Annotated in this window: 22 protein-coding genes; 13 read left to right on the plus strand and 9 right to left on the minus strand. The window is 70.0% G+C overall.

Translation table 11 applies throughout. The annotated features are described in order from the left end of the window. Positions 1 to 253: 253 nt before the first annotated feature. The 3 genes from ACZ7M3_RS14280 to ACZ7M3_RS14290 are packed head-to-tail and all read right to left on the minus strand — an operon-like array spanning position 254 to position 4,847. The gene (locus ACZ7M3_RS14280) at positions 254 to 2,257 is read right to left on the minus strand and encodes a dipeptide/oligopeptide/nickel ABC transporter permease/ATP-binding protein (protein ID WP_472063341.1); all 2,004 of its coding nucleotides are present in this window, start codon (positions 2,255 to 2,257) and stop codon (positions 254 to 256) included. Next, entirely contained in the window at positions 2,254 to 3,213 is a 960-nt protein-coding gene (locus ACZ7M3_RS14285) for an ABC transporter permease (protein WP_452962488.1), read from the minus strand. Before ACZ7M3_RS14285 ends, ACZ7M3_RS14280 begins: the two co-directional genes overlap by 4 nt. Before the next feature lie 5 nt (positions 3,214 to 3,218). Then, complete coding sequence (locus tag ACZ7M3_RS14290; RefSeq protein ID WP_472063343.1) at positions 3,219 to 4,847, minus strand: ABC transporter substrate-binding protein; 1,629 nt, start codon at positions 4,845 to 4,847, stop codon at positions 3,219 to 3,221. 210 nt (positions 4,848 to 5,057) lie between these two features. On the opposite strand from ACZ7M3_RS14290, the gene ACZ7M3_RS14295 reads away from it, so the two are divergent. After that, a complete protein-coding gene (locus tag ACZ7M3_RS14295; protein ID WP_472063345.1) occupies positions 5,058 to 5,807 on the plus strand; it encodes a FadR/GntR family transcriptional regulator in 750 nt (249 codons plus the stop codon). Between the two features lie 20 nt (positions 5,808 to 5,827). Here the strand turns inward: ACZ7M3_RS14295 and ACZ7M3_RS14300 are convergent, their stop codons facing one another. The 3 genes from ACZ7M3_RS14300 to ACZ7M3_RS14310 form a co-directional block, all read right to left on the minus strand. Beyond that, on the minus strand, positions 5,828 to 6,958 hold the full coding sequence (locus ACZ7M3_RS14300; protein ID WP_472063347.1) for a hypothetical protein: 1,131 nt from the start codon (positions 6,956 to 6,958) through the stop codon (positions 5,828 to 5,830). A gap of 101 nt (positions 6,959 to 7,059) precedes the next feature. Further along, complete coding sequence (locus ACZ7M3_RS14305) at positions 7,060 to 7,908, minus strand: ABC transporter permease (RefSeq protein ID WP_472063349.1); 849 nt, start codon at positions 7,906 to 7,908, stop codon at positions 7,060 to 7,062. Then, a complete protein-coding gene (locus ACZ7M3_RS14310) occupies positions 7,905 to 8,819 on the minus strand; it encodes an ATP-binding cassette domain-containing protein (RefSeq protein ID WP_472063350.1) in 915 nt (304 codons plus the stop codon). The genes ACZ7M3_RS14305 and ACZ7M3_RS14310 overlap by 4 nt, the downstream gene beginning before the upstream one ends. Positions 8,820 to 8,953: 134 nt before the next feature. On the opposite strand from ACZ7M3_RS14310, the gene ACZ7M3_RS14315 reads away from it, so the two are divergent. Next, positions 8,954 to 10,219, plus strand: a complete 1,266-nt coding sequence (locus ACZ7M3_RS14315) for a sensor histidine kinase (protein WP_472063352.1) — start codon at positions 8,954 to 8,956, stop codon at positions 10,217 to 10,219. Continuing rightward, on the plus strand, positions 10,219 to 10,881 hold the full coding sequence (locus ACZ7M3_RS14320) for a response regulator (RefSeq protein ID WP_472063354.1): 663 nt from the start codon (positions 10,219 to 10,221) through the stop codon (positions 10,879 to 10,881). Before ACZ7M3_RS14315 ends, ACZ7M3_RS14320 begins: the two co-directional genes overlap by 1 nt. Positions 10,882 to 10,911: 30 nt before the next feature. On the opposite strand, the gene ACZ7M3_RS14325 is transcribed toward ACZ7M3_RS14320, so the two are convergent. Then, positions 10,912 to 11,403: a GNAT family N-acetyltransferase gene (locus ACZ7M3_RS14325; RefSeq protein ID WP_472063356.1), complete on the minus strand. Its 492-nt coding sequence runs from the start codon at positions 11,401 to 11,403 to the stop codon at positions 10,912 to 10,914. Between the two features lie 152 nt (positions 11,404 to 11,555). Here ACZ7M3_RS14325 and ACZ7M3_RS14330 point away from each other — a divergent pair, with 152 nt between their 5' ends. The 6 genes from ACZ7M3_RS14330 to ACZ7M3_RS14355 all read left to right on the plus strand — a co-directional run bounded on the left by ACZ7M3_RS14330 (position 11,556) and on the right by ACZ7M3_RS14355 (position 18,116). Further along, positions 11,556 to 12,365 carry an SCO2525 family SAM-dependent methyltransferase gene (locus tag ACZ7M3_RS14330; protein ID WP_472063358.1) on the plus strand — a complete coding sequence of 270 codons (810 nt, stop codon included), beginning with the start codon at positions 11,556 to 11,558 and terminating at the stop codon, positions 12,363 to 12,365. A 12-nt stretch (positions 12,366 to 12,377) separates the two neighbouring features. Further along, a complete protein-coding gene (locus tag ACZ7M3_RS14335; protein WP_472063360.1) occupies positions 12,378 to 14,219 on the plus strand; it encodes an SCO2524 family protein in 1,842 nt (613 codons plus the stop codon). A gap of 3 nt (positions 14,220 to 14,222) precedes the next feature. Next, positions 14,223 to 15,140 (plus strand): SCO2523 family variant P-loop protein, encoded by a 918-nt coding sequence (locus ACZ7M3_RS14340; protein WP_472063362.1) that lies wholly within the window; start codon positions 14,223 to 14,225, stop codon positions 15,138 to 15,140. Further along, positions 15,137 to 16,102, plus strand: coding sequence for an SCO2522 family protein (locus tag ACZ7M3_RS14345; RefSeq protein ID WP_472063364.1), 966 nt, complete (start codon positions 15,137 to 15,139; stop codon positions 16,100 to 16,102). Before ACZ7M3_RS14340 ends, ACZ7M3_RS14345 begins: the two co-directional genes overlap by 4 nt. 1 nt (position 16,103) lies before the next feature. Then, positions 16,104 to 17,072, plus strand: a complete 969-nt coding sequence (locus ACZ7M3_RS14350; protein WP_472063366.1) for an SCO2521 family protein — start codon at positions 16,104 to 16,106, stop codon at positions 17,070 to 17,072. Between the two features lie 111 nt (positions 17,073 to 17,183). Further along, entirely contained in the window at positions 17,184 to 18,116 is a 933-nt protein-coding gene (locus ACZ7M3_RS14355) for a DUF6879 family protein (RefSeq protein WP_472063368.1), read from the plus strand. Positions 18,117 to 18,167: 51 nt separating this feature from the next. Here the strand turns inward: ACZ7M3_RS14355 and ACZ7M3_RS14360 are convergent, their stop codons facing one another. Beyond that, the gene (locus ACZ7M3_RS14360; RefSeq protein ID WP_472063370.1) at positions 18,168 to 20,414 is read right to left on the minus strand and encodes a protein kinase domain-containing protein; all 2,247 of its coding nucleotides are present in this window, start codon (positions 20,412 to 20,414) and stop codon (positions 18,168 to 18,170) included. A gap of 330 nt (positions 20,415 to 20,744) precedes the next feature. On the opposite strand from ACZ7M3_RS14360, the gene ACZ7M3_RS14365 reads away from it, so the two are divergent. Next, entirely contained in the window at positions 20,745 to 20,972 is a 228-nt protein-coding gene (locus tag ACZ7M3_RS14365) for a hypothetical protein (protein WP_472063372.1), read from the plus strand. A gap of 82 nt (positions 20,973 to 21,054) precedes the next feature. On the opposite strand, the gene ACZ7M3_RS14370 is transcribed toward ACZ7M3_RS14365, so the two are convergent. After that, positions 21,055 to 21,630 carry an AMIN-like domain-containing (lipo)protein gene (locus tag ACZ7M3_RS14370; RefSeq protein ID WP_472063374.1) on the minus strand — a complete coding sequence of 192 codons (576 nt, stop codon included), beginning with the start codon at positions 21,628 to 21,630 and terminating at the stop codon, positions 21,055 to 21,057. A gap of 129 nt (positions 21,631 to 21,759) precedes the next feature. Here ACZ7M3_RS14370 and recO point away from each other — a divergent pair, with 129 nt between their 5' ends. The 3 genes from recO to ACZ7M3_RS14385 all read left to right on the plus strand — a co-directional run bounded on the left by recO (position 21,760) and on the right by ACZ7M3_RS14385 (position 24,009). Next, positions 21,760 to 22,506 carry a DNA repair protein RecO gene (gene recO / locus ACZ7M3_RS14375; RefSeq protein WP_054235479.1) on the plus strand — a complete coding sequence of 249 codons (747 nt, stop codon included), beginning with the start codon at positions 21,760 to 21,762 and terminating at the stop codon, positions 22,504 to 22,506. 22 nt (positions 22,507 to 22,528) lie between these two features. Further along, the gene (locus tag ACZ7M3_RS14380) at positions 22,529 to 23,374 is read left to right on the plus strand and encodes an isoprenyl transferase (protein ID WP_472063376.1); all 846 of its coding nucleotides are present in this window, start codon (positions 22,529 to 22,531) and stop codon (positions 23,372 to 23,374) included. Positions 23,375 to 23,448: 74 nt separating this feature from the next. Next, complete coding sequence (locus ACZ7M3_RS14385) at positions 23,449 to 24,009, plus strand: YcxB family protein (protein ID WP_472063378.1); 561 nt, start codon at positions 23,449 to 23,451, stop codon at positions 24,007 to 24,009. Positions 24,010 to 24,015: the final 6 nt, after the last annotated feature.

Raw genomic sequence — 24,015 nt, forward strand, 5'->3', positions numbered from 1 at the left:
TCCCGGCCTTCAGACCGGGCAGGAATCGGACATGTGTGCAGCAGGGCAGGGAAAGCCGGTTCGCCTCCAGGGCGGACCGGCGTGCCGTTGGGGTGAGCCGCAGACGGTGCGTCGCGAGAGCCAAGCACGCGGAGTCTCCTTGAAGTTGTGCGACCTTGCAGCAGGTGAATGCCCGGGCTGGTTTCAACCCGGCTGGTGTTGATCGTGGAGGACCTGACGGACCGTCGGTCCGAGAGGCGGCGTGAGCCAGGAATCAGCTCCGTTCACGGAGGTGAGGATTCAATGGACGGCTTCGCTCTCCGTGGTGGATCAGATCGACCGCGGGGTGATGGCACGCGGCCGTGTGTGTCCGGGTGCCCAGCAGGTCGGGCGCCGTCGTCCGGCACACCTCGCTCGCCGGCGGACAGCGGTCGGCGAACCGGCAGCCCGCCGGGAAGTCGGCGGGTGCGGGCACGACCCCCTTGATCTGCGTCATCCGTTCGGCCGCCGACTCCAGGGACAGGACGCTGCCGAGCAGGCCGCGCGTGTAGTGGTGGGCCGGCGCCTCCACCAGGTCCGCCGTCACGCCCGTCTCCACGATCTGCCCGCCGTACATCACCACCACCCGGTCGGTGACGTCCGCGACGAGGGCCAGGTCGTGCGAGACGAGGATCAGCGCGAAGCCCAGCTCTTCCCGCAACTTCAGCAGCAGGGTGATGATCTGCGCCTGGACCGTCACGTCCAGGGCCGTGGTCGGCTCGTCCGCCACGATCAGCTTCGGGCCCCGGGACAGGGCCATCGCGATCAGGACACGCTGACGCTGGCCGCCGGAGAGCTCGTGGGGGTAGCTGCGCAGGGTGCGTTCGGGGTCGAGACCGACCAGAGCGAGCAGCTCAGCGGGGGTCTGTCGGCCGCCCCGGCGCACCAACTGCTTCAGCTGCGCCCTGATCGTCATCGCCGGGTTCAGGGACGACAGCGCGTCCTGGTAGACCATCGCCATCTCGTGGCCCAGCAGACGGCGTCGTACGCGCATCGGCTCGCCCACCAACTGACGTCGGCCGAAACGGACATGGCCCCGGACCCGGGCCCCCTTCGGTTCCAGGCCCATCACCGCGAGCGCCGTCAGCGACTTGCCGCAGCCCGACTCGCCGACCAGGCCCAGGACCTCACCGGGGTGCACGTCGAAGCCGATGCCGTCGACGATGTCCACCCCGCCGTGCCGGGCGTCGAAGCCGATGGCGAGGTTCTCCACGGAGAGGACCGGCCGGCCGGTGGGCAGGGGGCGGGCCCGGGAGCGCAGGCGCGCGGCGGCCTCCGTCAGACCGGGCAGTTCGAGGACCTCTCCGCTGCCGGGCTCGGGCGCCTCCAGCCGGTCACCGGCCGCCGTCGCCGCCACCTCCCGCGCCACGGGCGCCGCCCACGCGTCCGAGACGCCTTCGGAGAGGATGTTCAACGACAGTACGGTGATCAGCATCAGCAGCCCTGGGAAGACCGTCGCCCACCAACCGCCGGTCAGCACCATGTTCTTGCCGTCCGCGATGACACTGCCCCAGGACGGGTCGGGCGGGCGGACGCCCGCGCCGATGAAGGACAGCGAGGCCTCGAAGACGATGGCCTCGGCGACCTGGACCGTGCAGAACACCAGCACGGGGGCTGCGCAGTTGACGGCCACGTGGCGCAGCACGATGTGCGGGGTGCGGGCGCCGATCACCCGTTCCGCCGTCACGTAGTCCTCGCCGTACTGGTCGAGGACGTTCGCGCGGACGACCCTGGCCACCGACGGGGTGAACAGGAACGCGATCGCGCAGATCAGCACCGTGATGCCGCCGCCGAAGACGGCGACCAGGACGGCGGCCAGCGCGATGCCGGGGAACGCCATCACGACGTCCAGGCAGCGCATCAGCGTCTCGTCGACGGCCCCCCGGGAGGTCGCGGCGATCGCGCCGAGGAGCGCGCCGACGACGAGGGCGAGCGAGGTGGCGCCCAGGCCGATCGCGAGGGACCAGCGGGCGCCGTACATCAGCCGGCTCAGGATGTCCCGGCCGAGGCTGTCCTGCCCCATCCAGTGACTGCCGGAAGGGGCGCCGGTGCCGTCGACCTGCGGTTGCTGGTCGAGCGGGTCGTGCGGGGAGAGCAGGGGCGCGAACACGGCCAGCAGGACCACGAGCGTGAGGAAGCCGAGGGCGATCCGGGAGAGGACGGGCAGGCGTCGCGGCCGGATGCCGGGCCGGGCGAGGCCCTCGGTGAGACGTCGGCGGGAGAGTGGGGGGATCGTCACGTGGCATCCCTCAGTCGCGGATTGACCAGCAGATACAGGATGTCGATGGCGAGGTTCACGACCACGAACCCGGTGGCCGTGGTCAGGACGACGCCCTGGACGACCGCCGGGTCGCCGTTCTTCACGGCGTCGATCATCAGCTTGCCCATGCCGGGGAGCGAGAAGATCGTCTCGATGACGACCGCGCCGCCGAGCAGATAGCCGACGCGCAGACCGAGCACGGTCAGCGGGTTGATCAGCGCGTTGCGGAGCACATTGCGGCCGACCACGACCACCGGCGGCAGTCCGCTGCCGATCGCCGTCCGGACGTAGTCCTTGTCCAGTTCCTCGACCACGGCCGTGCGCACGATCCGGGTGAGCTGGGCGGCGACCGGGAGGGAGAGCGCGAAGGCGGGGAGCGTCATCGTCTTCAGCCAGCCGCTCAGTGAGTCACCGGGGTTGATGTATCCGCCGGTCGGGAACCAGCCGCGGTCCACCGCCAGGTACTGGATCATCAGCAGCGCCAGCCAGAAGCCGGGCGCCGCGACCCCGGTCAGCGACACGACCCGGATGACCTGGTCGGGCAGCCGGTCGCGGTGGATCGCGGCGGTGACCCCGCCGAGCAGCGCGAGCACCACCGCGATGGCGAGGCCGAGGAAGGTGAGCTGGAGGGTGAGTGGAAGCGCGGTGGTGACCTGGTCGACGACCGGCGCCCGGGTCAGGGCGCTGGTGCCCAGGTCGCCGTGGAGCAGAGCGCCGATGAAGTGGACGTAACGCACCGGGAGGGGGTCGAGCAGGCCGTTCTGCTGCCGGAAGTCGTGCAGTTGCCGTGGAGTGGGGTTGGCGCCCTGGAAGAACGCGGACGCCGGGTCGACGTCCGAGAACCGCATCACCAGGAACACGAACAGCACGATGCCGAGCATCAGCGGCACGAGCAGGGCGACACGGCGGGCCAGGATGCGGACGATGGCCGTCATCTACGTCAGGCCCACTTGGCCTGGAGGAGGTTGATCCCCGGATAGGGCTGGGCCCTGATCCCCGTGAGCTTCCTGGGGTCCCAGGCCGTCATCAGTTCGTTGTGCACGACCGGGTAGAGCACGGCCTGTTCGGCGACGACGTCGATGTAGTCCTGGATCATCGTCTTCTTCTTGTCGGCGTCCGGTTCCCGCGTCGCCCGGTCCATGTCCTTGAAGAGCTGCTTCGCGACCGGGTCGCCCGCCCATCGGGCGTACTGCATCCACAGGTTCTCGGGGCCGTAGTTGTAGTGCATGATCAGATCGGCGTCCAGGCCGAACTGGTTGGGGTTCGAGGCGGCGGCCACCACCTGGTAGTCCTGCTTCTGGTCCATCTTCGTGAAGACGGCCGTCGTCTCCTGCGGCGAGAGCGTGGTCTCGACGCCGATCGCGTCCCAGGACGCCTTGATGGTCGGCAGGCAGTCGACGATCCAACTGACGTTCACCGACAGGATCTCGATCTTCAGCCCGGAGACCCCGGCGGCCTTCAGGAGCTGCTTGGCCTTCTGCGGGTCGTAGCCGTACACGGTCTTCGCCGGCCGGAAGGCCGGGTTCCCCTCGTTGAGGAACGAGCTCGACGGCTTGCCGTGTCCGTGGAGGGCGACCTCGACCATCTTGCCGGTGTCGATGGCGTAGTGCAGGGCCTGGCGCACCCGTACGTCGTCGAAGGGCTTGTGCTGGGTGTTGAACATCAGGAAGAGGTTGTTCATCCCCGCGCCGCCCTCGACGGTCATGCCGCCCTTCCTCAGCCGCTCGATGTTGGCGTACGGGATGTTGTCGGCGATCTGGGCCCCGGCGCTCGCGCCCGAGATCTTCGCGACGCGCGGGGCCGCGTCGACGATCGTCAGCCAGTTCATCTTCTTGAAGGCCGGTTTGCGCGGGCCGTTGTAGGCGGCGAACGCCTCGAAGGTGGTGTTCGACTTGGGGTGGTGGGCGGTCTGCCGGTACGGTCCCGAGCCCACCGCCTTCCCCTTGATCGCGTCGTCCCAGGCACCGGGCAGGGAGAACACGTGCTTGGGCATGATCTTGGCGAGGGTGAGCCGCGCGATCCCTTCCGGGAAGGGGAACTTCAGCACCAGCTCGACGTTCGAGGCGTCGATCTTCCGGACCTCCTTCAGCCAGCTCGCGAAGAACCCCTTGCCGAGGGTCTGCGTCTTCGGGTCGAGGATCCGGTCGAAGACGAAGACCACGTCGTCGGCGGTGACGGGCTTCCCGTCGTGGAAGGTGGCCCCGGCCCGCAGCGTGAACTTCCAGGACGTACCGCTGAGATCGCCCGGCACCTGGGTGGCGAGCGCCGCGTACGGCTCGCGCGAGATCGGGTCCGTGTCCAGCAGCCCCTCGTAGATGTGGTTGTTGGCCGCCATGGCGAAGGCGGACGCCGTCTGCGTCGGGTCCCAGCTGCCGTCGTTCCCGTAGCCGATGACGGCCGTGAGCGTCGCGTCCTTGCCGCCCTTCCCGCCGCCGGTGTCATTGGTGGACTGCGGCCCGGACGAACAGGCCGCCAGCGAGGAGGAGAGGGCGGCGGCCGCGCCGAGGGCGCCGGAGTACTTCAGGAAACGTCGGCGGTGCAGCGCCGAGTGGTCGGTCACGTCGCGCACGGTTCCTCCAGGGAGAGGCGGGAGATACGACGTCCTACGTCATGGTGGGCAGCGTGACCATAAGAGGGCCCGTGAGGGCGGTCAAGGGATCGCACACGAATGGCGTATCTTCCAGAGGTGCGACCAATGAAGCCCTGAAACATGGGTAGTTGGTGCTGAATCCGCCCGGAGGTGGGACGTCGGATGTCCAGTGAGCGTACGATGCGGCGCATGTCTGAGGAGACCGGGAACCGGCGCGGGCCCGAGCGCAGGTCCGAGCGCCGGGTGAGCAGTCAGATCCAGAGCGAGGTCATGCAACTGATCCTCGACCGCAGACTCCAGGCGGGCGCCCCGCTGCCGACCGAGACCGAGCTGATGCAGGACCTCGGCGTCAGCCGCAACTCCGTCCGCGAGGCCCTCAAGGCCCTGCAGGCCCTCGACATAGTCGACATCCGGCACGGCTACGGCACGTACGTGGGGGAGGCCTCCCTGACCCCCTTCGTCGACGGCCTCACCTTCCGCACGCTCGCCCAGCCCGACGACAAGAACGAGACCGGGGCGCTGGCGGAGATCCTCCAGGTACGGGAGGTGCTGGAGGAGGGGCTGATACGCCGGGTCGCGGCCGTGCTCACCGAGCCGGAGCTCGACCGCCTCGAAGCCGTCGTGGCCGAGATGGAGGCGGCGGGCCGCTCAGGGCGCCCCTTCCCGGAACTCGACCGCGAGTTCCACGAGTTGCTGTACGCCTCGCTCGGCAACGCGCTCGTGCCACAGCTCCTGGGCGCCTTCTGGACCGTCTTCAGCCGGGTCGCCGGCATACGCGGCTGGACCGACGACCCGTCCCCCGAACTGACCGTCCGCCGCCACCGCGACATCGTCACCGCCCTGCGCGCCCGCGACGTGGAGGCCGCCCAACGCGCGATGGCCGACCACTTCCGCGGCATCGAGGCGAGGGCGGCCCAGGAGTCCAGGGGAGTGGGCTGAGCACGGGGTCCTGTGCGCCTCTAGGCGTCGGCCAGGCGCCACACCTGGAGTTCCTTCGTGTCCTCGGCGATCGTGTACCACCTGCCGTCGCCCAGAGTGTTCGGAACGCCGGACGTCGGGAAGGGGTAGGTGACCTCGCCGAGCAGCCGCATGTCCCGCATGTCGACCAGCCAGTGCCGTCCCTCCCCGAACTCCTCGTCGGCCTCGGTGGTGCCCGCGATGACGGTGTGTTCGTCGAGGAAGCCGCCGTAGTAGTCCCAGTGCACCTCGGGCTCGTCGTCGTCCGGGTCCAGGGCGGGGTGATCGGGTATGACCTCCTCCGCGTCCAGCTCCGAGACCACCGAGCCGTCCTCGACCCGGTGCAGGGACAGAAGCTCCTGATAGTGGGTCACGGTCAGGAAGTGCTCGCCCGACGGGCTCACGGCGAGCAGGCACCGGTCGTCGTCGATCCGTTCGACGGAGAGCCGCTCGCCGTCCCAGCGGCCCCACAGCAGCGGCGCCCCGTCCTGCCCCTCGCCGACGCTCAGCCCCATCTGTCCGGGGTCCGGGTGCGACACATGACCCGAACCGGCGGCCACGGTCTGGGTGTCCGCCCTCCCGAGGACCGTCCCGTCCGTGGCGTCCAGCACCAGCCACTCCTCGATCACGTCCGGATCCCCGCCCCCCGCCGCGAGCGGCCCGCGCACATGGGCCCACACGAGCTTGCCGTCCGCGGAGAAGACCACCGAGCCGCTGTCGGCGTACAAGTGCCCGCGACTGTCCGTGTTTTCGCCGTATTCGCCGTATTCGCCGTATTCGTCGAACGAGGCGTGCATCTCCCGGCAGCTCCCCTCCCAGCAGCCGTGCCGCACCTCCCACAGAGTGGCGCCCCGCGGGTCCACCGCCCGCACCGCGTGCACGCCCGCGAAGACGGCGACGTCCAGCCCCGGCGACACGGTGCACGTCCCGAAGCGGCGCGGCCACGGCAGCGGGAAGCGGGCCACCGACGCCTCACCCGCGAGCGCCGCGGCCAGGTCGTACGCGGCCAGTTGGGTGTCATCGCTCTGGAGGATCAGCGTCCGGCCGGGCAGGCACCGCTCTCCTGGGAAACCGGCCGTGGCCGACTCCAGCGGGCCTGCGAGCGTGGTGACGAGACGGGCGCTCGCGGACATGGTTCCTCCAGTGCGCGTGATGCCGTACGGCGTTGTGTGCGTGGGGTGCACAGTACGGCCGCCCACTGACAATCCCGTACGCGGCCGTCCCGTACGACCTCTCACACGTCCCGGCGGTCGACTGCCACCACGACGATCACCGCCGACACCACCGCCCACGCCCCCAGCACCACCCAACTGCCCGCCACCGTCGCCCCGTAGCGCGGGAGCCGGGTGAAGGGGTCGTGGCCGTAGGCGATGTCGGTCAGCCGCGTCCAGGCGTTGACGGGCATGGCGTGCCGCACGGCGGCCGTCCAGCGGTAGCGGTCGGTGATGAAGCTGGGGACGAGGAGCAGGACGGCGGTGACGGCGACCATCGTGCTCGCGCTGTGCCGGATCAGGGCCCCCAAGGCCATGCCCGCCAGCGCGCAGACCGGGGCGAGCAGCGCGGAGGCGACGACCACACGCAGGGCACCGAAGTGGGCGATCGACACGGCGGCGTCACGGCTGGTGAGGATCGCCTGCGTCGAGGCGAAGGAGGCACTCGCGACGCACGCGCCGTACAGCGTCGTGACCGCCGTCACCACCACGACCTTCGCCGCCATCAGGGCACGCCGGTCCGGTACGGCCGCGAGGGTCGTACGGATCAGGCCCGTCGAGTACTCCCCGACGACCGTGATCGCGCCGATGCTCGCCGCCGCGAGGATCAGGATCAGTGCCGATCCGTCGGTGAAGGCGTCACGCAGGGCCAACTGCCATGCGAGACAGCGCATTTGTGGGGTGCAGTGCGGATAGTCGTGCGCGTGTACCCGTGCCGCGTTGGCGTTGAAGCCGATGACGGCGAGAGCGCCCGCGCCGAGCGCCCAGTAGGTCGAGCGCAGGGAACGGAGTTTGATCCACTCGGCGGCGAGGAGAGCGGTGAACCGCGCGGCGGGGTGTGCGGGAGCGGGGGTGAGGGCGAGAGTGGTCATCGGGCGTCTCCGGCGAGGAACTCGATGCTTTCGGCGGTCAGTTCCATGAAGGCGGCCTCCAGGGACGCGGCCTGCGGGGTCAGTTCCTCGAGCGGGATCCGGTGGTGGAGGGCGAGTTCACCGATGCGCGCCGCGCTCAGGCCCGTCACCTTGAGGGTCCGGTCGTCGTACGGCGCCACCGCCGCGCCCTCCTCGGACAGCACGGCCGTGAGCTTCGCGAGGGCCGGCGTCCGCACGGTCACCGTCGGCCGGGTGCCGCGCGCCGCGAACGCGGTCACGCTCTCCGCGGCGATCAGCTCACCCCGGCCGATGACGATCAGCTCGTCCGCGGTGTGCTCCATCTCGGACATCAGATGGCTGGAGACGAAGACGGTACGCCCCTCGGCGGCGAGCCCGCGAAACAGCTCCCGAACCCACAACACACCTTCCGGATCGAGCCCGTTGAGGGGTTCGTCGAAGAGCAGCACCGGAGGTTCGCCGAGCAGCGCGGTGGCGATGCCGAGTCGCTGCCGCATGCCCAGCGAGAACCCGTCGACCCGGCGCCGCGCCGCCGCCCCCGCGAGCCCCACCTCCTCCAGCACCTCGTCCACCCGGCTCCGGGGGATGCGATTGCTCCGCGCCAGCGCCTCCAGATGGGCCCGCGCGCTGCGCCCGCCGTGCACGTCGCCCGCGTCGAGCAGCGCGCCCACGTGCCGCAACCCGCGCGGATGACGCCGGAACGGCTGCCCGTCGATCGTGGCGCTCCCGCCGGTCGGGCCGATCAGCCCGAGCAGCATGCGCAGCGTCGTCGTCTTGCCCGCGCCGTTCGGGCCGAGGAACCCGGTGACGTGCCCGGGGCGCACCTGGAACGTCAGATTCCGTACGGCGGTGGTGTCGCCGTACCGTTTGGTCAGTTCGTTGACTTCGATCACACCGACCACCGTCTCGTCGGCGCCCCGCCGCGCGGTATCGCCCCGTGGCCGACACTCTCCCCGGGCGGTGTCGACCAGGGGTGTACGTCCCCGGACCGATGCCCCTCCACGGCCCGCGTGCCTACGATCGCCGCATGCATGCCATGCCGCTCCCGCCCCGCCTCAAGCTCGTGCCGCCCGGTGCCTGGGTGGCCCTGGCCTGGAGCGCGAGCACGGCGTTCACCTTCCTCGCCCGCGTACGGCTCCCCGGTGAGGAGGCAGCCAACGAGTTTGCCGCCGTCCAGTTCTACCGCTGGGACGGCCTGGTGGTCCTGACCATCGCCTGCGCCCTGGCGCTGCTCGGCAGCATGTGGTTGCACCGACGGCCGCTCGGGGCCCTCGCCCTGCTCCTGACGGCCGCCGCCTTCCTGACCACCAACCTGGCCGCGGTGGCGATCCAACTGGCCCAGTTCCTCGCCGTCGACCTCGCCCTCTACTTCATCGCGGCCGGCCGCCCCCGCCGCACCGGAGTCACCGCCCTGGGCATGGCGCTCGCCGTCCTGGTGTTCTGGGAGTCCCTACGGCTGCTGCTCGGGTGGGGCATCGGCACGCTGGTCGAGCTGACCGTGGCGCTGACGGCCGTCGTCGCCTGGCTCCTGGGCGACGCCTCCCACCGCACCCGCGCGTACGGCGAGACGCTCCGCGCGCGGGCCGCCACCCAGGCGGTCACCGACGAACGCCTGCGCATCGCCCGCGAGATGCACGACATGGTCGCCCACAGCATCGGCATCATCGCCCTGCAGGCCGGGGCGGCGGCCCGTGTCGTCCACACCCAGCCGGATGCCGCCCGCGAGGCGATGACCGCGGTGGAGACGGCCGGACGGGAGACCCTGTCGGGGCTGCGCCGGATGCTGGTCGCCCTGCGCCATGCGGACCAGGACCAGAACCAGGACCGGAACCGGCACCGGGCCCGCGGCGCCGCCGAGGCCGACCGGTTGCACCCGGCCGAGGGCCTTGCCGACCTCGACCGCCTGGCCGCCGCGACAACGGCGGCGGGCGTCCGGGTCGACGTCCACTGGAAGGGCGCGCGCCGCCAACTCCCCCCGGACATCGGCCTCTCCGTCTTCCGGATCGTCCAGGAGTCGATCACGAACGTCGTACGCCACGCGGCGACGCCCGCCTGCCGGGTCACGGTCGACTACCTGGAGGAGTACGTGGCCGTCGAGGTCACCGACGACGGGCGGGGCCGGGGCGGCACCACCGACACCGGTTTCGGCCTGGTCGGGATGCGCGAGCGCGTGGCCCTGCTGCACGGCGAGTTCACGGCGGGCCCCCGTCCCGAGGGCGGCTTCCGGGTGACGGCCCGCCTGCCGGTCCCGGCGACCGCGGCGACGGCGACCGCGGCGACGGTGGCCGCGTGATGCCGATCCGTGTCGTCCTCGCCGACGACCAGCAGCTGATCCGCACGGCCCTGCGGATGGTCATCGCCGACATCGAGGACGTGGAGGTGGTGGGGGAGGCCGCGGACGGCGAGGAGGCGGTGACCCGCGCCGAGGAACTCCGGCCCGACGTCGTGGTGATGGACATCCGCATGCCCGGTGTGGACGGCATCGAGGCGACCCGCCGGATCACGACGGGTGCGGGCGAGTCGAGGATCGTGGTCCTGACCACCTTCGACGACGACGACTACGTGTACGGGGCTTTGCGCGCGGGCGCGTCGGGGTTCCTGGTCAAGGACATGGCCATGGACGACATCATCGGCGCCATACGGGTCGTGGCGTCCGGCGACGCCCTCATCGCCCCCAGCGTCACCCGCCGCCTGATCCAGGACTTCACCTCCGCGCGCTCCTTCGAGCCCGCGCGGCCACGCCGCGACCTGACCGCGATCACGGACCGCGAGCGCGAGGTCCTCACCCTGGTCGGTACGGGCCTGTCCAACGCCGAGATAGCCGAACGGCTCTTCATCAGCGTCGCCACGGCGAAGACGTACCTGACCCGCCTGCTGTCCAAGCTGGACGCACGGGACCGGGTCCAGCTGGTCATCATCGCGTACGAGGCGGGGCTGGTGTCCGTGACCCGGTGAGCGGGCCCCGCATGGGGCGACTTGTCGAGGTCAGTGGCGCAACGCCAGCAGAATGCGGTCGTTGCCCGGCCCGAAGTAGCCCTCCCGGCCGCCCTGTTCGGCGAAGCCGAGGGACTGGTAGAGGGCGATCGCGGCGGTGTTGGCCGGCTCCACGGTGAGCCACACCTCGTGCACTCCGTCGGTGGGCAGTCTCCGCAGCGTCTCCTGCATGAGCCGCCGGGCCAGCCCCTGTCCCCGCAGCTGCTTGGCGACACCCAGGCCCAGGATCCAGCTCCTGCACCCGTCCGTGGAGGGGGCGCTCAGCGCGTAGCCGTGGAGGGAGGAGCCGTCGTCGAGCACGAGGAGATGGTCCGTGTACAGGTCGAAGAGCTGGCGCAGTACGAAGTACGGGTACGCGAAGTCCGGGAACAGCTCGGTGTCCAGGCGGACGAGCGCGGGCAGGTCGTCCTCTGATGCCGGTCGTATGCGAAAGGGCCCAATGTCGGAAGGCGGTGAGAACGGGACCAAAGGATGAGCGGACATCCGGTCAGCATCGCGTGGCGCGACATGATCCTTCAAGGGGTGAAGAGGAGATCGCTTCACCGATTGCTGCGATGCGCCCCCCTTGCATCCGTCGGTGCGCCGGATCAGGTTGAAGGAGAGCCGATGGCCTGGTCGTGTTGATACCTTGGGGCATGGATTCGAGATCACCGGGGAACGTCGACCAGTTGAATGCGGACGCACCCTGGGACTACTTCGACCCTCGTTACTACATTGATCACAACTACCGCTCCATGCTCGCCGAGGACGAAGAGATCATCTCCGTCGTGCGAAGCCATTTCAGTGATCATTTCCGCAGGAATCCCGCTGATCGGGTTCAGGGTATCGATGTGGGCGCCGGAGCCAATCTCTATCCCGCCCTCGCGATGCTGCCCTGGTGCGAAGAGATCACGCTGCTCGACCGCTCGGCCGCGAACGTGAGCTATCTGGAAGCCCAGGTGGATCGGTACGATCCGAACTGGGACCAGTTCTGGGACGCCCTGTGCCAGAGCGGGCCCTACGCGGCGCTCGGCAGCGACCCCCGGACGAGGTTCCGCCGGGCCGTCCGGATCGAGAAGGGCAATCTCTTCGACCTGGTCCGCCGAGAGGGGAAGTGGTCCATGGGGACCATGTTCTTCGTGGCGGAGTCCATGACCAACTCCCGCAAGGAGTTCCGGAGCGCGGTGGAATGCTTCCTGCGCGCCCTCGCCCCGGGAGCACCCTTCGCGGCCGCGTTCATGGAGCATTCCCTTGGCTATGTGGTGGGCCAGAATCGATTTCCCGCATGTGACGTGAGTGAATCCCAGGTACGCGACAGCATCGTGGGATTCGCGGGAAATGTGGAGACGTGTCGGATGGGACAACCGAACGTTCTCCGCGAGGGATACACGGGAATGATCCTGGCCTGCGGGCTGCGTGATCCTGATACCGTCAAAAGCAGGCCGTTTGGGCGACATCACCTGTGAGGGGGCATGGGGATGCGGATCGAGCCGCGTCAGTACCTGTTGGACATATGGCGGGCGATGGCCAGAAATTCAATCGACGACGGCGCCTGGTCCTGGGGGAAATGGGGCGGGCTCAGCAGCGTGGCGGATGCCGAGCGGCTGCTCTGTCTGATGTACCCGGCCACCGAGATCGCCGGATTTCGCCTCGACGACCCGGACCTCACCCAGTACGACGTGGAGAAGGCGTTGGGGCGGCCCGGCGGGCGGACGGAGATCCCCGGGCTCCTCCTGACGGCCGTCGGCGACTTCATGCGCAGGCACACCGGTGACGACGAGAGGCCGACCTTCGCGGGCGGCCACTACTTCGCCCCCCAGGAGGACGGCCGGGAACTCACCGGGAAACAGCGGGAGATGGAGGTCGTCGACTCCTACTCGATGTCGGTCACCCTCTGCCTCGCCACCCTCGGCTTCCTCAGGACGTACGAGGCCAGGACCGGCCGCCGCGACATGCTGCACCTGATCCAGGAACTCAAGACCGCCTGCAGCAACCGGCTCACCGCCGCCATGGTGAGCCTGCTCCGCTCGTTCACCGTCGACGTCTTCGACGCCGAGTCCCCCCAGGGCCGTACGCTCTGCGAACTCCTCGGCCAGGGGCGGCTGCCCCCACGGCTCGTCCTGCAGACGTTCCAGCGCCGCTTCCGGTCGCTGCGCGCCACCCTCACGGAGAGCGTCGTCCTCGGTGTCGAGGTCGATGAGGCCCTCCGCGACGAGAGTCGGTTCTTCGAATGCGGCTGGACCTGGAGTCTGGTGAAGGACGCGCCCGCAGTGGAGACCGGCGAACCGATCGGACCGCAGCCGAACGGCGTCGCCGACCCCGTGCCGTACCTCTACTTCACCGTCGTCGCCCTGGACGGCATCCAGGACCTGTTCTCGGACCGCACCCTCACCCTCGGCCTGCTCAACCCCGAACAGCAGAAGCTCGCCGAAGCACTCCGACTGCGCTGGGAGATCACCCAGCAGTACTGGTCGGGCATCGCCCGCTTCGACGCCCAGCGCTGGCCGCTGGAGGACATCCCCTGGCGGACCACGGGCCAAGACCTGGAGTCCCCGTACTTCTCGCTCTCCGTCGCCGCCATCCTCGTCCACGACCTGGTACGCCGCCGCGCCACCGACGACGACCTCACCCGCACCGTCGACGTCATGGAGCGCCTCGCCGAACACGGCCGGATCACCAGCCGGATGGCCCGTGACGACACGACCGCCCTGCTCCTGCACCGGCCCGGTGTCGCACTGCCGCTGCAGGGCAGCGAGGCCCTGGGCCCACCCATGCAGTGGACCATCGCCGACTTCTCGGCGCAGCTGCTCAAACGGACCGTGCAGCTCTGCACCCTGTCCCGCAACCCGGACTCCCACGACCGGCTCCTGCGGCTCGCGGAACAGGTCTTCGCGCATCTGTGGCAGCGCCGCATCGAGGAGGGCGAGGGAACCGGTCTGTGGGACGACGTCCACGCCGTCTATCCGTCGGCGCCGCGCAGCGAGGAACCCCCGTCCTGGAGCGTCACCGAGCGCGTCACCGAATGTATGGTCGCCGCCCACGACCTCTACTCCCAGCGCCCCATACGCAGCACCGAACTCACCACCCTCGCACGGGCCCTGCTCAGCGAATCGACCCATCTCCTGGGCCACGAACAACTGGAGGTGCCGGCCATCCCGGGCAGTGGGCAGGGGAGGGCGCTGAAGAGCTTGGAGATCAGGCTCCGCCGCGCGCGCAGGATCGTCGACGATCGGCCCGGATCGGCCTGCGCGTTGGCCCTGTCGGTACTCGGTGAACTCGAGACCCTGGCCCAGGCCAGGGACGACGCTCAGGGGGCATGAACCGTGCTCGTCTTCGCCGCCTCCGACAAGGGAGGCACGGGCCGCTCCGTCACCAGCGCGAACCTCGCCTATCAGCGGGCACTCGCCGGGGACGACGTGTGCTACGTGGACTTCGACTTCGGCTCACCCACCGCCGTGGCCGTCTTCGACATACCGACAGCCCCGCGCGGTACCGAGGACAGCGGCCTGCACTCCTACCTGGAGGGCACGATCGGTGAGCCGGCCCGCTTCGACATCTGGAAACTCACCGAGCACCCCGTCCTGCGGAACAAGCCCAACGGCGCGGGCCGACTCGTCCTGCTGCCCGGCGACCCCAGCGGCGGCGAGTTCGCCACGAACCAGGGGACCCTGCGCCGTTGCGCGGACCTGTTGCTCCGTCTGAACGGAGAGTTCGACCTGATCATCGTGGACCTGAGCGCCGGCCGCAGCTACGCGGTGGAGATGGCGCTGGAAGTGACCGCACAGCCCGAGATGCGCGGCGTCGAGACCCGCTGGCTGGTCTTCCACCGCTGGACCCGGCAGCACGTGATCGCCGTGCACGGGCTGGTGTTCGGGAAACACGGCATCCTGGAAGCCGGAGCGGCCAGGGGACACGACAGGCACGTACTCAGGGACGCCATCCGCTTCGTCCGCGCGGCCGTACCCGACCCCGAATCCCCGCTGTGGTCCCATGTGTCACCCGCGCAGATCGCCTGGATGCACAAGTGCGAAGAGGAACTGCGCGTGCTGGCCTCGGAACACGGCATCGGTGACAGCCGGGTGCTGGGAAGCGTCCCCCTCGAACCCGTCCTGCAGTGGCGCGAGCAGCTCATCACCGAAGAGGACGTCCTCTCCACCCAGATCGCCAACAAGCAGACCCTGGAGGCGCTGGAGAACCTCGCCCGAAGGCTGACCGACGACATGTACTGGGGGCAGCCGTGACAGAAGCCGTATTCCGGGAGACCACCGCGGAGCCCAGTACCCGATCCGTACCGCTCTCCCATCTCTCCCTGGAACTGGGCCACTTGTACATGGAGGACTTCGAGGAAGGCCCCGACCGGCTGCGCCGGCACTTCGCACGGGTACGGCCCTGGGTGGACGCGGCCCGCGCGGAGGCCGCCGTCCGGACCGCGGGCAGGCGGCCCCGCATCAGCACCTGCTTCCTGATCGACGACTACTTCACCCGCTTCTCCTCGCCCGCCGACCTCGTCCCGCTGCTGCTCGCCGAGGCCGAGCGGGCCGGGCTGGTCATCGACTACCTGGCCAGGGAGTCCGGCTGCGCCGTCGCGGACAAGGTGCCCCTCGCCGAGTCCGTCTCCCACCGCCTGGTCGAATCACCGCCGCCCGGCACCTACGGCCTGCGTCCACCCGTCGGTGTGACCGGCTGGCTCGCCAACGGCGAACGCACCCCGTCCGCCGGCACCACACGGGCGATGACGACGGCCACCGCCTGGCGGCCGCCCCACGAGACCGCGGCACGCCGCCACTCCGTCTTCCTGGACATCGAGCTGTGGGACGACGACAAGGAGGGACACCGCACCTGGTCCTGCCCCTTCCTCGCCGCGGTCTGGCAACTGGCCCGCCTCGGCCTCCTGCGCAACGAGGGCGAGCCCGTCCTCGCGCCGCGCCCCTGGAGTTCCGGCGACTTCCCGCGCGACTGGGACGAACTCCCGCCGCTGCTTCAGCTCAACACCTCCGCGGCACCCTTCAGCGCCTACCGCACCTGTTCCGTGCTCCCCAACCGGTTCGTGCCCGTCGAGCACGCGGTACGCGTCATCCTCGACCAGACCGACGTGGACTCCGGAGCGCTGCGGCAGGTCACCGAGCGCGCCAGCCGGGAGGGCACGCCCGTGCCGGACGCGGTCGCGGACCGTGTCGCGTACGTCTTCTACGCGGGGCTGTGACATGCGAAGCCCCATGGACACGACCCACGCGGTGCTCGCCTGCGGCGAAGTACGCACCTGTCTGCTGCCGTCCTTCCAACCGCTGGACACCCGGGCCGCCGCCCACTTCCTGCAACTGCGCTCCGACGAACGCGTCCTCGTCTCCGAACGGCCCCAGGTGTACGCGCTCTCACCGGACACGCTCACCGGGGTGGACTGTCGGCTGCCGGCCGCGGGCGGGGCGAAGGTGCGCGCGGTCGGTACGGTCGTCGCCCGCGCCGCACTCACCGAAGGCCGTGTCCTGCAGGCCACCGCGTACTTCCGGGCCCCGGCCGTGGGACCGGACCGACGCCACCCGTGGGGCCACTACCTGGTGCGTCCCGGAGTGCTGGAGCCGTTCGGCAAGCTGCCCGAACAGGCCCTGGCCCAGGGAATTCTGCGGGATCCCCAGAAGGGCGAGCTGCATCTCGGACTGATCGCCGAGGGCCTGCTCGCGCAGCTGCGCAGACATCCCCTCCTCGATCGGAAGGCCCCCTTCAAGTCCCGCGCCACCCGGCTGCGCTGGGTGGCGCGGCGGGCCCCGGACGGCGAAGGCGCCTCGATCGAACGCTTCACCCTCGCCGAGGACGAACTGCGCACCGTGGAACTGCGCGTCCCGGCGGCGCAGGAGGCGTCCGCCGTCGCGGGCCTGTGCGAGGACCTCGCCCTCCACGACTGGCTCTTGACGACGGTCGTACGGATGCTGGACACCAGCCGGCTCGGAGCGACCGGCGGCGCCGCCACCGTCCTGGCGCTGCGCCCGGCCGTCGACCATCTGCTGCACCTGTGGATGCCGAGGGCCCGTGTGGACCCGGCACTGGGCCTGCTCTGGGAGGTGCTCGAACGAGAACCCGGATTCAGTCGGCAGTGGCAGGCCCTGGTTCAACGCATTCGGGACCAACTGGCCCTCCAGGCCATACCGTTGCTGCGTGAGGCACTGGCATCACGCTGATCGGGACATCCCAGGATCGATGCCGCGGGGGGAGAGGCAGGAATGGACGGATCGTCAGGGGCACCGGCACCCGCACCGGCGCCGATACCGGCTCCGGGGACGGCGGAGGGCTTGCGCATACCGCCGGTTCTGCTGAAGACACTGGTCACCGTCGTCGTCGCCACCATCGCGTATGTGACGACCAACCTGATCAACCAGGATCAGAACAAACTGTGGCAACTCGCGGTTTCCATCGTCATCGGCGGTGCGACGCTCATCGTCCAGTACATGGTCGACTTCGAACGACGGCTGGCATCGGTGGAGACCGGTCAACAGGCTTACGCACGGGACGTCGCCGACCGTCTGGCGGGCCACCACCGTGAGATGCGGACCCTGGTCGACCGGAGGTTCACGGACATCAGCGAGGCGACCGAACTCTTCGACACCCTCGACCACTCCATGCTCCGCCTGGACGGGGTGACGCGACTGGCCCGCAGCGCCACGCGGGTGAGTTCCCTGGGCCCCGGCCTCGTGAGTGCCTTCGCCCGCGAGGAGATCGATCGCCTCGCGTCGGTCATGGAGAACCTCACCACGATGAGTGCCGACTGCCCCGGCGAGAACCACGACTGGCTGATGGCCCTCACCAAGTGCACCACCGGGACCATGGACGCCACCAGCAGCTTCGTGGAGCGAAACTACTGGGACAGCGAGCCCGCCCTCCGCTATCTCCAGGCGCAGGCGGAGGCCATCGCGCAGCGGGGTGTGAAGGTGCGGCGCCTGTTCATCGTGCAGGAGGGCGTCGACCCGGCCCTGCTGCGACTCTGCGAAGAGCAGAGGAACATGGGCATCGACACGCGCGTCGTGGCCCTGTCCGAGCTCCCGCCGAACATCCGGCGCGGCACGACGAACGACTTCGTCATCTTCGACGAGACACTCTGCTACGAAGTCGAGCCGGACCTGCTGCACGAGAACGCCAAGACCACGCTCAACGCCCGCGAGGACCATCTCAGGCAGCGGGTCAAGAGGTTCCGGGAGCTCTGGGACGTGGGCCTCAGCGATACGTGACACGACGCGACGCGACGCACGACGTGACGTCGCGTCGCGTCGTGCGTCGCGTCAGTGGGTGGCCACGGCCGGCTTCGGTGTGGCCTTGGGGCGGTCCGGGCGTACGGAGAAGGCCGTGTCGCCCGCCACGGCCACGATCGCGTCCTTCACGAGCAGCAGGCTCGGGACCGTGGTCTCCGGCGAGTTCCCCGGGTTGTCCAGCTTGTCCGTGTTCCATCGCGCAGCGCCGGTCGCGCGGTCGAGCGCGAGCAGTCGGCCGTAGCGGTTGGCGAGGAAGAGGTCGTCGTACGTCGTCGACAGCACCGGCTTCGACAGATTCTCGATCTGCGTCTCACGCTGCCAGAGCCGGGCGCCGTCGGTCACCCTGACCGCGGTGACGGTCCCGTCGGGCCGGACGAAGTACACGACGCCGTCGAGGAGGGTGACCGAGCCGCGCGGGGGGCCCACCAGGGGGATCCGGACGAGGGCGCCGCTGGTCGGGTTCACCCTCAGCAGGCTCGAGTACGGGGTGTCCGCATCGTCGACGAACTCGTCCTCCGCCGCGTTGCGTGGCACCGCGAACAGCGGCTGCCCGCCCGTGGTGCCCAGCGGCACCACCCCGTGGGGCAGCTTGGCGAGGTCGTGCGCCGTGCCGTCGGCCGGGTCGAGGCGCACCAGGCCGGTCGAGCCCGTGTCGGAGTTCTGCTGCGTGCACAGGCCGTAGGGGATGCCGCCCAGGGCCAGCGGGGAGCAGGAGTCGGTCACCGACGACCTCGCCGGTGTCCGCCACAGGTCCTTGCCCGTCCGGGCGTCGAAGGCGACGAACTCCGTCCCGTCCTCCCCGTCGTCCGACTTCGCCAGGATGCCGCCGTCGAACAGGACGGCGGGCCAGACCTGGTTGATCGGGCGGTACCAGAGCCGTTTTCCGGTGCCGGCGGAGAGGGCGACCAGCCGCCAGGTCTCGCGCACGTTCAGGCCCGGCTTCTCGTAGGTGTACACGATCCCGTCCCGGACGCCGAGCGGCAGCGTGGTCTGCGGGGTGTGGCCGGCCCGCCACTCGACGCGGCCGGAGGCGGCGTCCAGCTTGGCGACCGTGAAGCCGGACCCCGCGCAGTACAGGGAGGAGCCGCCGGACACGCAGCCGGACTCCGAGCCGCTGATGGAGATGTCCGCGTACGCCTTGTCCGGGGCCTGGGTGAGGTTCGCACGCCAGGGCTTCCAGCCGGCGGGGAGCGCCGCGGCGGGAGAAGCGGCGGCGTGGGACGCGGTCGTCCGCCCGCCGGGCGTGCCCTCGGTGCTCTTCGGGCGCGCCACCAGGTAGTACACCGACGCGGACACCACCGTGACGGCCAGGGCCGCGCCGAGAGCGACGAGGAGACGGACCCGGCGACCGCGGCGGCCGGAGCCGGTCGAGGTCGTCGTGTCACCGTGCCTCCGGGCGGCCCCGCGGCCTCCCGCGACGGTCGAGGGGACCGACGCGGCCGAAGTGGCCGGGGCGGTCGCCACGTCCGGCAGGTCCCTGAACAGCCGGTGCAGCTCGGTGAGGTCGGGCCGGGCGGTCGCGTCCTTGTCCAGGCAGCGCTCGGCGATGCTCCTGAGAGGCTCCGGTACGCCGTCCAGGACCGGCTGCTCGTGCACCACCTGATAGCCCGTCGTGTACGGGCTGCCGCCGTCGAAGGGACGGTTGCCGGTGGCCGCGTACACCAGCAGCGAGCCCAGCGAGAACACGTCCGAGGCGGCGGTGACGTCCCGGGGCGAGGCGAACTGCTCCGGGGACATGAAGGGCGGGGTGCCGATCAGCCGCCCCGTCACGGTGAGGGCCTGGTTGTCGGCGGCGCGCGAGATACCGAAGTCGATGACGCGCGGACCGTCCTCGGCCAGCAGGACGTTGCTCGGCTTCAGATCCCGGTGCACCACACCGGCCTGGTGGATGTCCCGCAGCGCCTCGACGAGCCCCAACGCCAGTGTGCGCAGCGCGTGCCCGCTCAACGGGCCTTCCTTCGCCACGATTTCGGACAGCGTCCGGCCCGGCACGTACAGCGTCGCCATCCACGGCACTTCGGCGTCCGGATCGGCGTCCACCACGGGAGCGGTGAACGCTCCGCTCACCCGGCGGGCCGCCGAGATCTCCTGCCGGAAGCGGACGCGGAACTCCTCGTCCTGCGCGTACTGCGCGTGTACGACCTTGACCGCGACCTGCCGTCCCGAGGCGGAACGTCCCAGGTAGACGACGCCCATGCCACCGCTGCCGAGCCGGTCGACGAGCGTGTAGCCGCCTATGGACCCGATGGACTCCGATTCCCCGGTGCTCAGCGGCATGGCCGGTCACCTTTCCCAAATCCCCTGTGTCGCACGCCTGTTCTGCGGCATCACACTAGTGCCTGCGTCACTCGAACACTGGCGAGGTCGACCGACCTGGGGTGGTGGGAGCGCACCTACGCGGAGTAATCGCCTTACGGCGCGCCGAATTTGTAGGGAACGGACTCCTGTCGAGTGTAGATGCGGAGCGTCACTCCGGAGATGCGAAGAGTGAAACTCGGCAAGTCGGGGGAGCAGGGTGAAGGCACTGCACGCGGCGCTCTGCGTCGAAGAGGCGGAGGTAACGGTGAAGGAACTACGGGTCGCGACCCGGCTCGCGGCGGCGCTGCGGTGAGGCCGCCGACGGAGCCGCCGATCGGCTCGTACGTCGTCGACACGCACACAGGGAGGATGGGCATGGTGATGGGACACGAGGGACCGTACGTACAGCTGAGACCGCTGGGCGGGGGCAAGGAGTGGGACTGCCCGCCGGACACCGTCCGGCGGGCCACCGCGGCGGAGCGGCTCAGCGCGGCCACGGCGTGTGCGAACGCACTCCGGCGCGGTGAGGTCCCCTAGGAGCGCGTACCGCACGGCCTTCGGTGTCGGTCCGGGAGGCCGTGCGGTCCTGGAGGCCGTGCGGTACGGGCGGGGGGCGGGGCTAGGAGGTGGCGTTCCAGGAGTGCGCGACGTCGATGATCAGCTGGTTGCCCGACTGCGTCACCCGGAACGGCAGCCGTGCGCGCACGCCGAGCCCGATCACCGCGTCATCCTCGAGGGCATCGACGTAGCGGGTGTCCTTGAACGTCTTGTAGCCGGTGAGGTCCACTCCGGGCAGCGGCTGCGCGTGCTTCCCCGGGTACGAGTTCGTGCCGGTCGCCGGGTCGAAGTTCGGGCCCACGGCGATCTGGAGGATCGCCCCTCCGGAGACGGGGATTTCTCCCGTACCGGCCGAGATCAGCTTGTCGACGTACTTGACGCGGTAGCCGAGCGCCCCGGCCGTCTTGCCGCCCTCGAAGTCGATGACCATACGGTCGAAGCACTCGTACTGGCCGGTCTTGATGTCCGTCAGCGGTGGCTTGTGGTCCTCCGCCGGCGTGACGAGCCTCTCCAGGCTTCCCCAGCCCGTCTCGCACACCGTCGACGCGGCGGAGTCGGCCTGTGCCGTCCCCACCGTTCCCGCGATCCCGGCTCCCGCCAACGCAACCGCTGCCAGGGTGATTCCGAGTCGTCGCATGCTTGCTCCCCATGATCGAGTGGACGTGCGGTGGTTCACGCTGGGCTCGCCATGTGATCGGACCTGGACCGGACGATCACGAAACCGTAACGGCAGCGCGCCGCTCGCGCCGTACGCGAGAATGGCTCCATGAGTCTGTTCCGCGACGACGGCATCGTGCTGCGCACCCAGAAGCTGGGTGAGGCGGACCGGATCATCACGCTGCTCACCCGCGGTCACGGCCGCGTACGGGCCGTGGCCCGTGGTGTCCGGCGGACCAAGTCGAAGTTCGGGGCGCGGCTCGAACCCTTCTCACACGTGGACGTGCAGTTCTTCGCGCGGGGGAGCGAGCTGATCGGGCGCGGCCTTCCGCTGTGCACGCAGAGCGAGACGATCGCTCCGTACGGCGGCGGGATCGTGACGGACTACGCGCGCTACACCGCCGGTACGGCCATGCTCGAAACCGCCGAGCGGTTCACCGATCACGAGGGGGAGCCCGCCGTGCAGCAGTATCTGCTGCTCGTCGGCGGGCTGCGCACCCTCGCCCGGGGCGAGCACGAGCCGCACCTTGTCCTCGACGCCTTCCTGCTGCGCTCCCTCGCCGTGAACGGCTACGCGCCCAGCTTCAGCGCCTGCGCGAAGTGCGGGATGCCGGGACCGAATCGGTTCTTCTCGGTCGCGGCGGGAGGTTCCGTCTGCGTGGACTGCCGGGTGCCCGGCAGCGTCGTACCCTCGGCGGGGGCCCTCGAACTGCTCGGCGCGCTGCTGACGGGAGACTGGGAGACCGCGGACGCGTGTGAGCCGCGGTACGTCCGGGAGGGCAGCGGGCTGGTGTCGGCCTATCTGCACTGGCATCTGGAGCGCGGGCTGCGCTCACTCCGGTACGTGGAAAAGTAAGACTGAGGGAGACGAGAAGCACATGGCCGTACGCGGGATCCTGGGACGCCAGCGCCGCGAGTACAAGACGCCGGAACCGCACCCGTCCGGCGCCGTCGCGCCCAAGCTCCCCGGTGAGCTGATCCCGAACCACGTGGCGATCGTCATGGACGGGAACGGCCGCTGGGCGAAGGAGCGCGGGCTGCCGCGTACCGAGGGGCACAAGGTCGGCGCCGAGCGCGTCCTCGACGTGCTGCAGGGCGCGATCGAGATGGGGGTCGGCGCCATCTCGCTGTACGCCTTCTCCACCGAGAACTGGAAGCGCTCGCCCGACGAGGTGCGCTTCCTGATGAACTTCAACCGCGACTTCATCCGTAAGACCCGCGACCAGCTCGACGAACTCGGCATCCGGGTCCGCTGGGTGGGCCGGATGCCCAAGCTGTGGAAGTCGGTGGCCAAGGAGCTCCAGATCGCCCAGGAGCAGACCAAGGACAACAACCGGCTGACGCTGTACTTCTGCATGAACTACGGCGGTCGCGCCGAGATCACCGACGCCGCGCAGGCCTTGGCCCAGGACATCAAGGACGGCCGGCTCGACCCGTCGAAGGTCACCGAGAAGACCTTCGCGAAGTACCTCTACTACCCGGACATGCCCGACGTGGACCTGTTCCTGCGGCCGAGCGGCGAGCAGCGCACCTCCAACTACCTGCTCTGGCAGAGCGCCTACGCCGAGATGGTCTTCCAGAACGTGCTGTGGCCGGACTTCGACCGGCGCGACCTGTGGCGGGCGTGCGTCGAGTTCGCCCAGCGCGACCGCCGCTTCGGCGGGGCTGTCCCGAACGAGCAACTGCTCGCGATGGAGCAGGGCATGCGGGGCGACGGCTCGTAACACCTGCTGCCTGGGGCGTTGTCCGAACCCGGCGTTACGATCACGGCTCATCACCACTGAACTGGGGAGGGGCCGTGGTCGAAGGCCAGGGTGCTGCGCAGCAGCAGGAATTGCAGGGGCAGGGGTACGGGGCGGATGCCGTCGAGCTGGAGTACCGGCCGGCCGTCGGGGACTACACGTCGGCGCTGAGCGCGCGAAGACGTGTCAGCCGGGCGAGCCGGATCCAGCTCGGGGTGGTCGGCGTCGTGGCCGTCATCGTCGCCCTGGCGGGTGTGGTCGCGCTGGTCGGCGGCGAGGTACCGGTGTTCCCGCTGGTCTGGATGGTCTTCAGCGCGCTCCTGATCGGGTTCACGCCCTGGCTCCAGGCCCGTCAGGTGTACCGCGTCTCGGAGCGGCACGGCACCTTCCGGGTGAGGGTGACGGACGCCGGGGTGTCGGTGGCCACCGACAACACGACGGCGTCGGTCAACTGGGCCGCCCAGCCCCGCTACCGCGAGAAGCCGGACATCTTCGTCCTGTTCAGCGCCGACAAGAACGCCACCTGCTTCACCGTGCTGCCCAAGCGCGCCGCCCGGACCCCCGCGGACGTGGAGAGGCTGCGGGCGATCCTCGACCGCAACCTGACGCGCGCCTGACGCGCT

The sequence above is a fragment of the Streptomyces sp. NPDC111656 genome (assembly GCF_055656965.1).

Excerpts from the sequence above, each read along its gene's own strand:
- ACZ7M3_RS14285 (WP_452962488.1), bottom strand. The coding sequence starts at position 3,213 with ATGACGGCCATCGTCCGCATCCTGGCCCGCCGTGTCGCCCTGCTCGTG.
- ACZ7M3_RS14295 (WP_472063345.1), top strand. The coding sequence starts at position 5,058 with ATGTCTGAGGAGACCGGGAACCGGCGCGGGCCCGAGCGCAGGTCCGAG.
- ACZ7M3_RS14300 (WP_472063347.1), bottom strand. The coding sequence starts at position 6,958 with ATGTCCGCGAGCGCCCGTCTCGTCACCACGCTCGCAGGCCCGCTGGAG.
- ACZ7M3_RS14305 (WP_472063349.1), bottom strand. The coding sequence starts at position 7,908 with ATGACCACTCTCGCCCTCACCCCCGCTCCCGCACACCCCGCCGCGCGG.
- ACZ7M3_RS14315 (WP_472063352.1), top strand. The coding sequence starts at position 8,954 with ATGCATGCCATGCCGCTCCCGCCCCGCCTCAAGCTCGTGCCGCCCGGT.
- ACZ7M3_RS14320 (WP_472063354.1), top strand. The coding sequence starts at position 10,219 with ATGCCGATCCGTGTCGTCCTCGCCGACGACCAGCAGCTGATCCGCACG.
- ACZ7M3_RS14325 (WP_472063356.1), bottom strand. The coding sequence starts at position 11,403 with ATGTCCGCTCATCCTTTGGTCCCGTTCTCACCGCCTTCCGACATTGGG.
- ACZ7M3_RS14330 (WP_472063358.1), top strand. The coding sequence starts at position 11,556 with ATGGATTCGAGATCACCGGGGAACGTCGACCAGTTGAATGCGGACGCA.
- ACZ7M3_RS14335 (WP_472063360.1), top strand. The coding sequence starts at position 12,378 with ATGCGGATCGAGCCGCGTCAGTACCTGTTGGACATATGGCGGGCGATG.
- ACZ7M3_RS14350 (WP_472063366.1), top strand. The coding sequence starts at position 16,104 with ATGCGAAGCCCCATGGACACGACCCACGCGGTGCTCGCCTGCGGCGAA.
- ACZ7M3_RS14360 (WP_472063370.1), bottom strand. The coding sequence starts at position 20,414 with ATGCCGCTGAGCACCGGGGAATCGGAGTCCATCGGGTCCATAGGCGGC.
- ACZ7M3_RS14370 (WP_472063374.1), bottom strand. The coding sequence starts at position 21,630 with ATGCGACGACTCGGAATCACCCTGGCAGCGGTTGCGTTGGCGGGAGCC.
- recO (WP_054235479.1), top strand. The coding sequence starts at position 21,760 with ATGAGTCTGTTCCGCGACGACGGCATCGTGCTGCGCACCCAGAAGCTG.
- ACZ7M3_RS14380 (WP_472063376.1), top strand. The coding sequence starts at position 22,529 with ATGGCCGTACGCGGGATCCTGGGACGCCAGCGCCGCGAGTACAAGACG.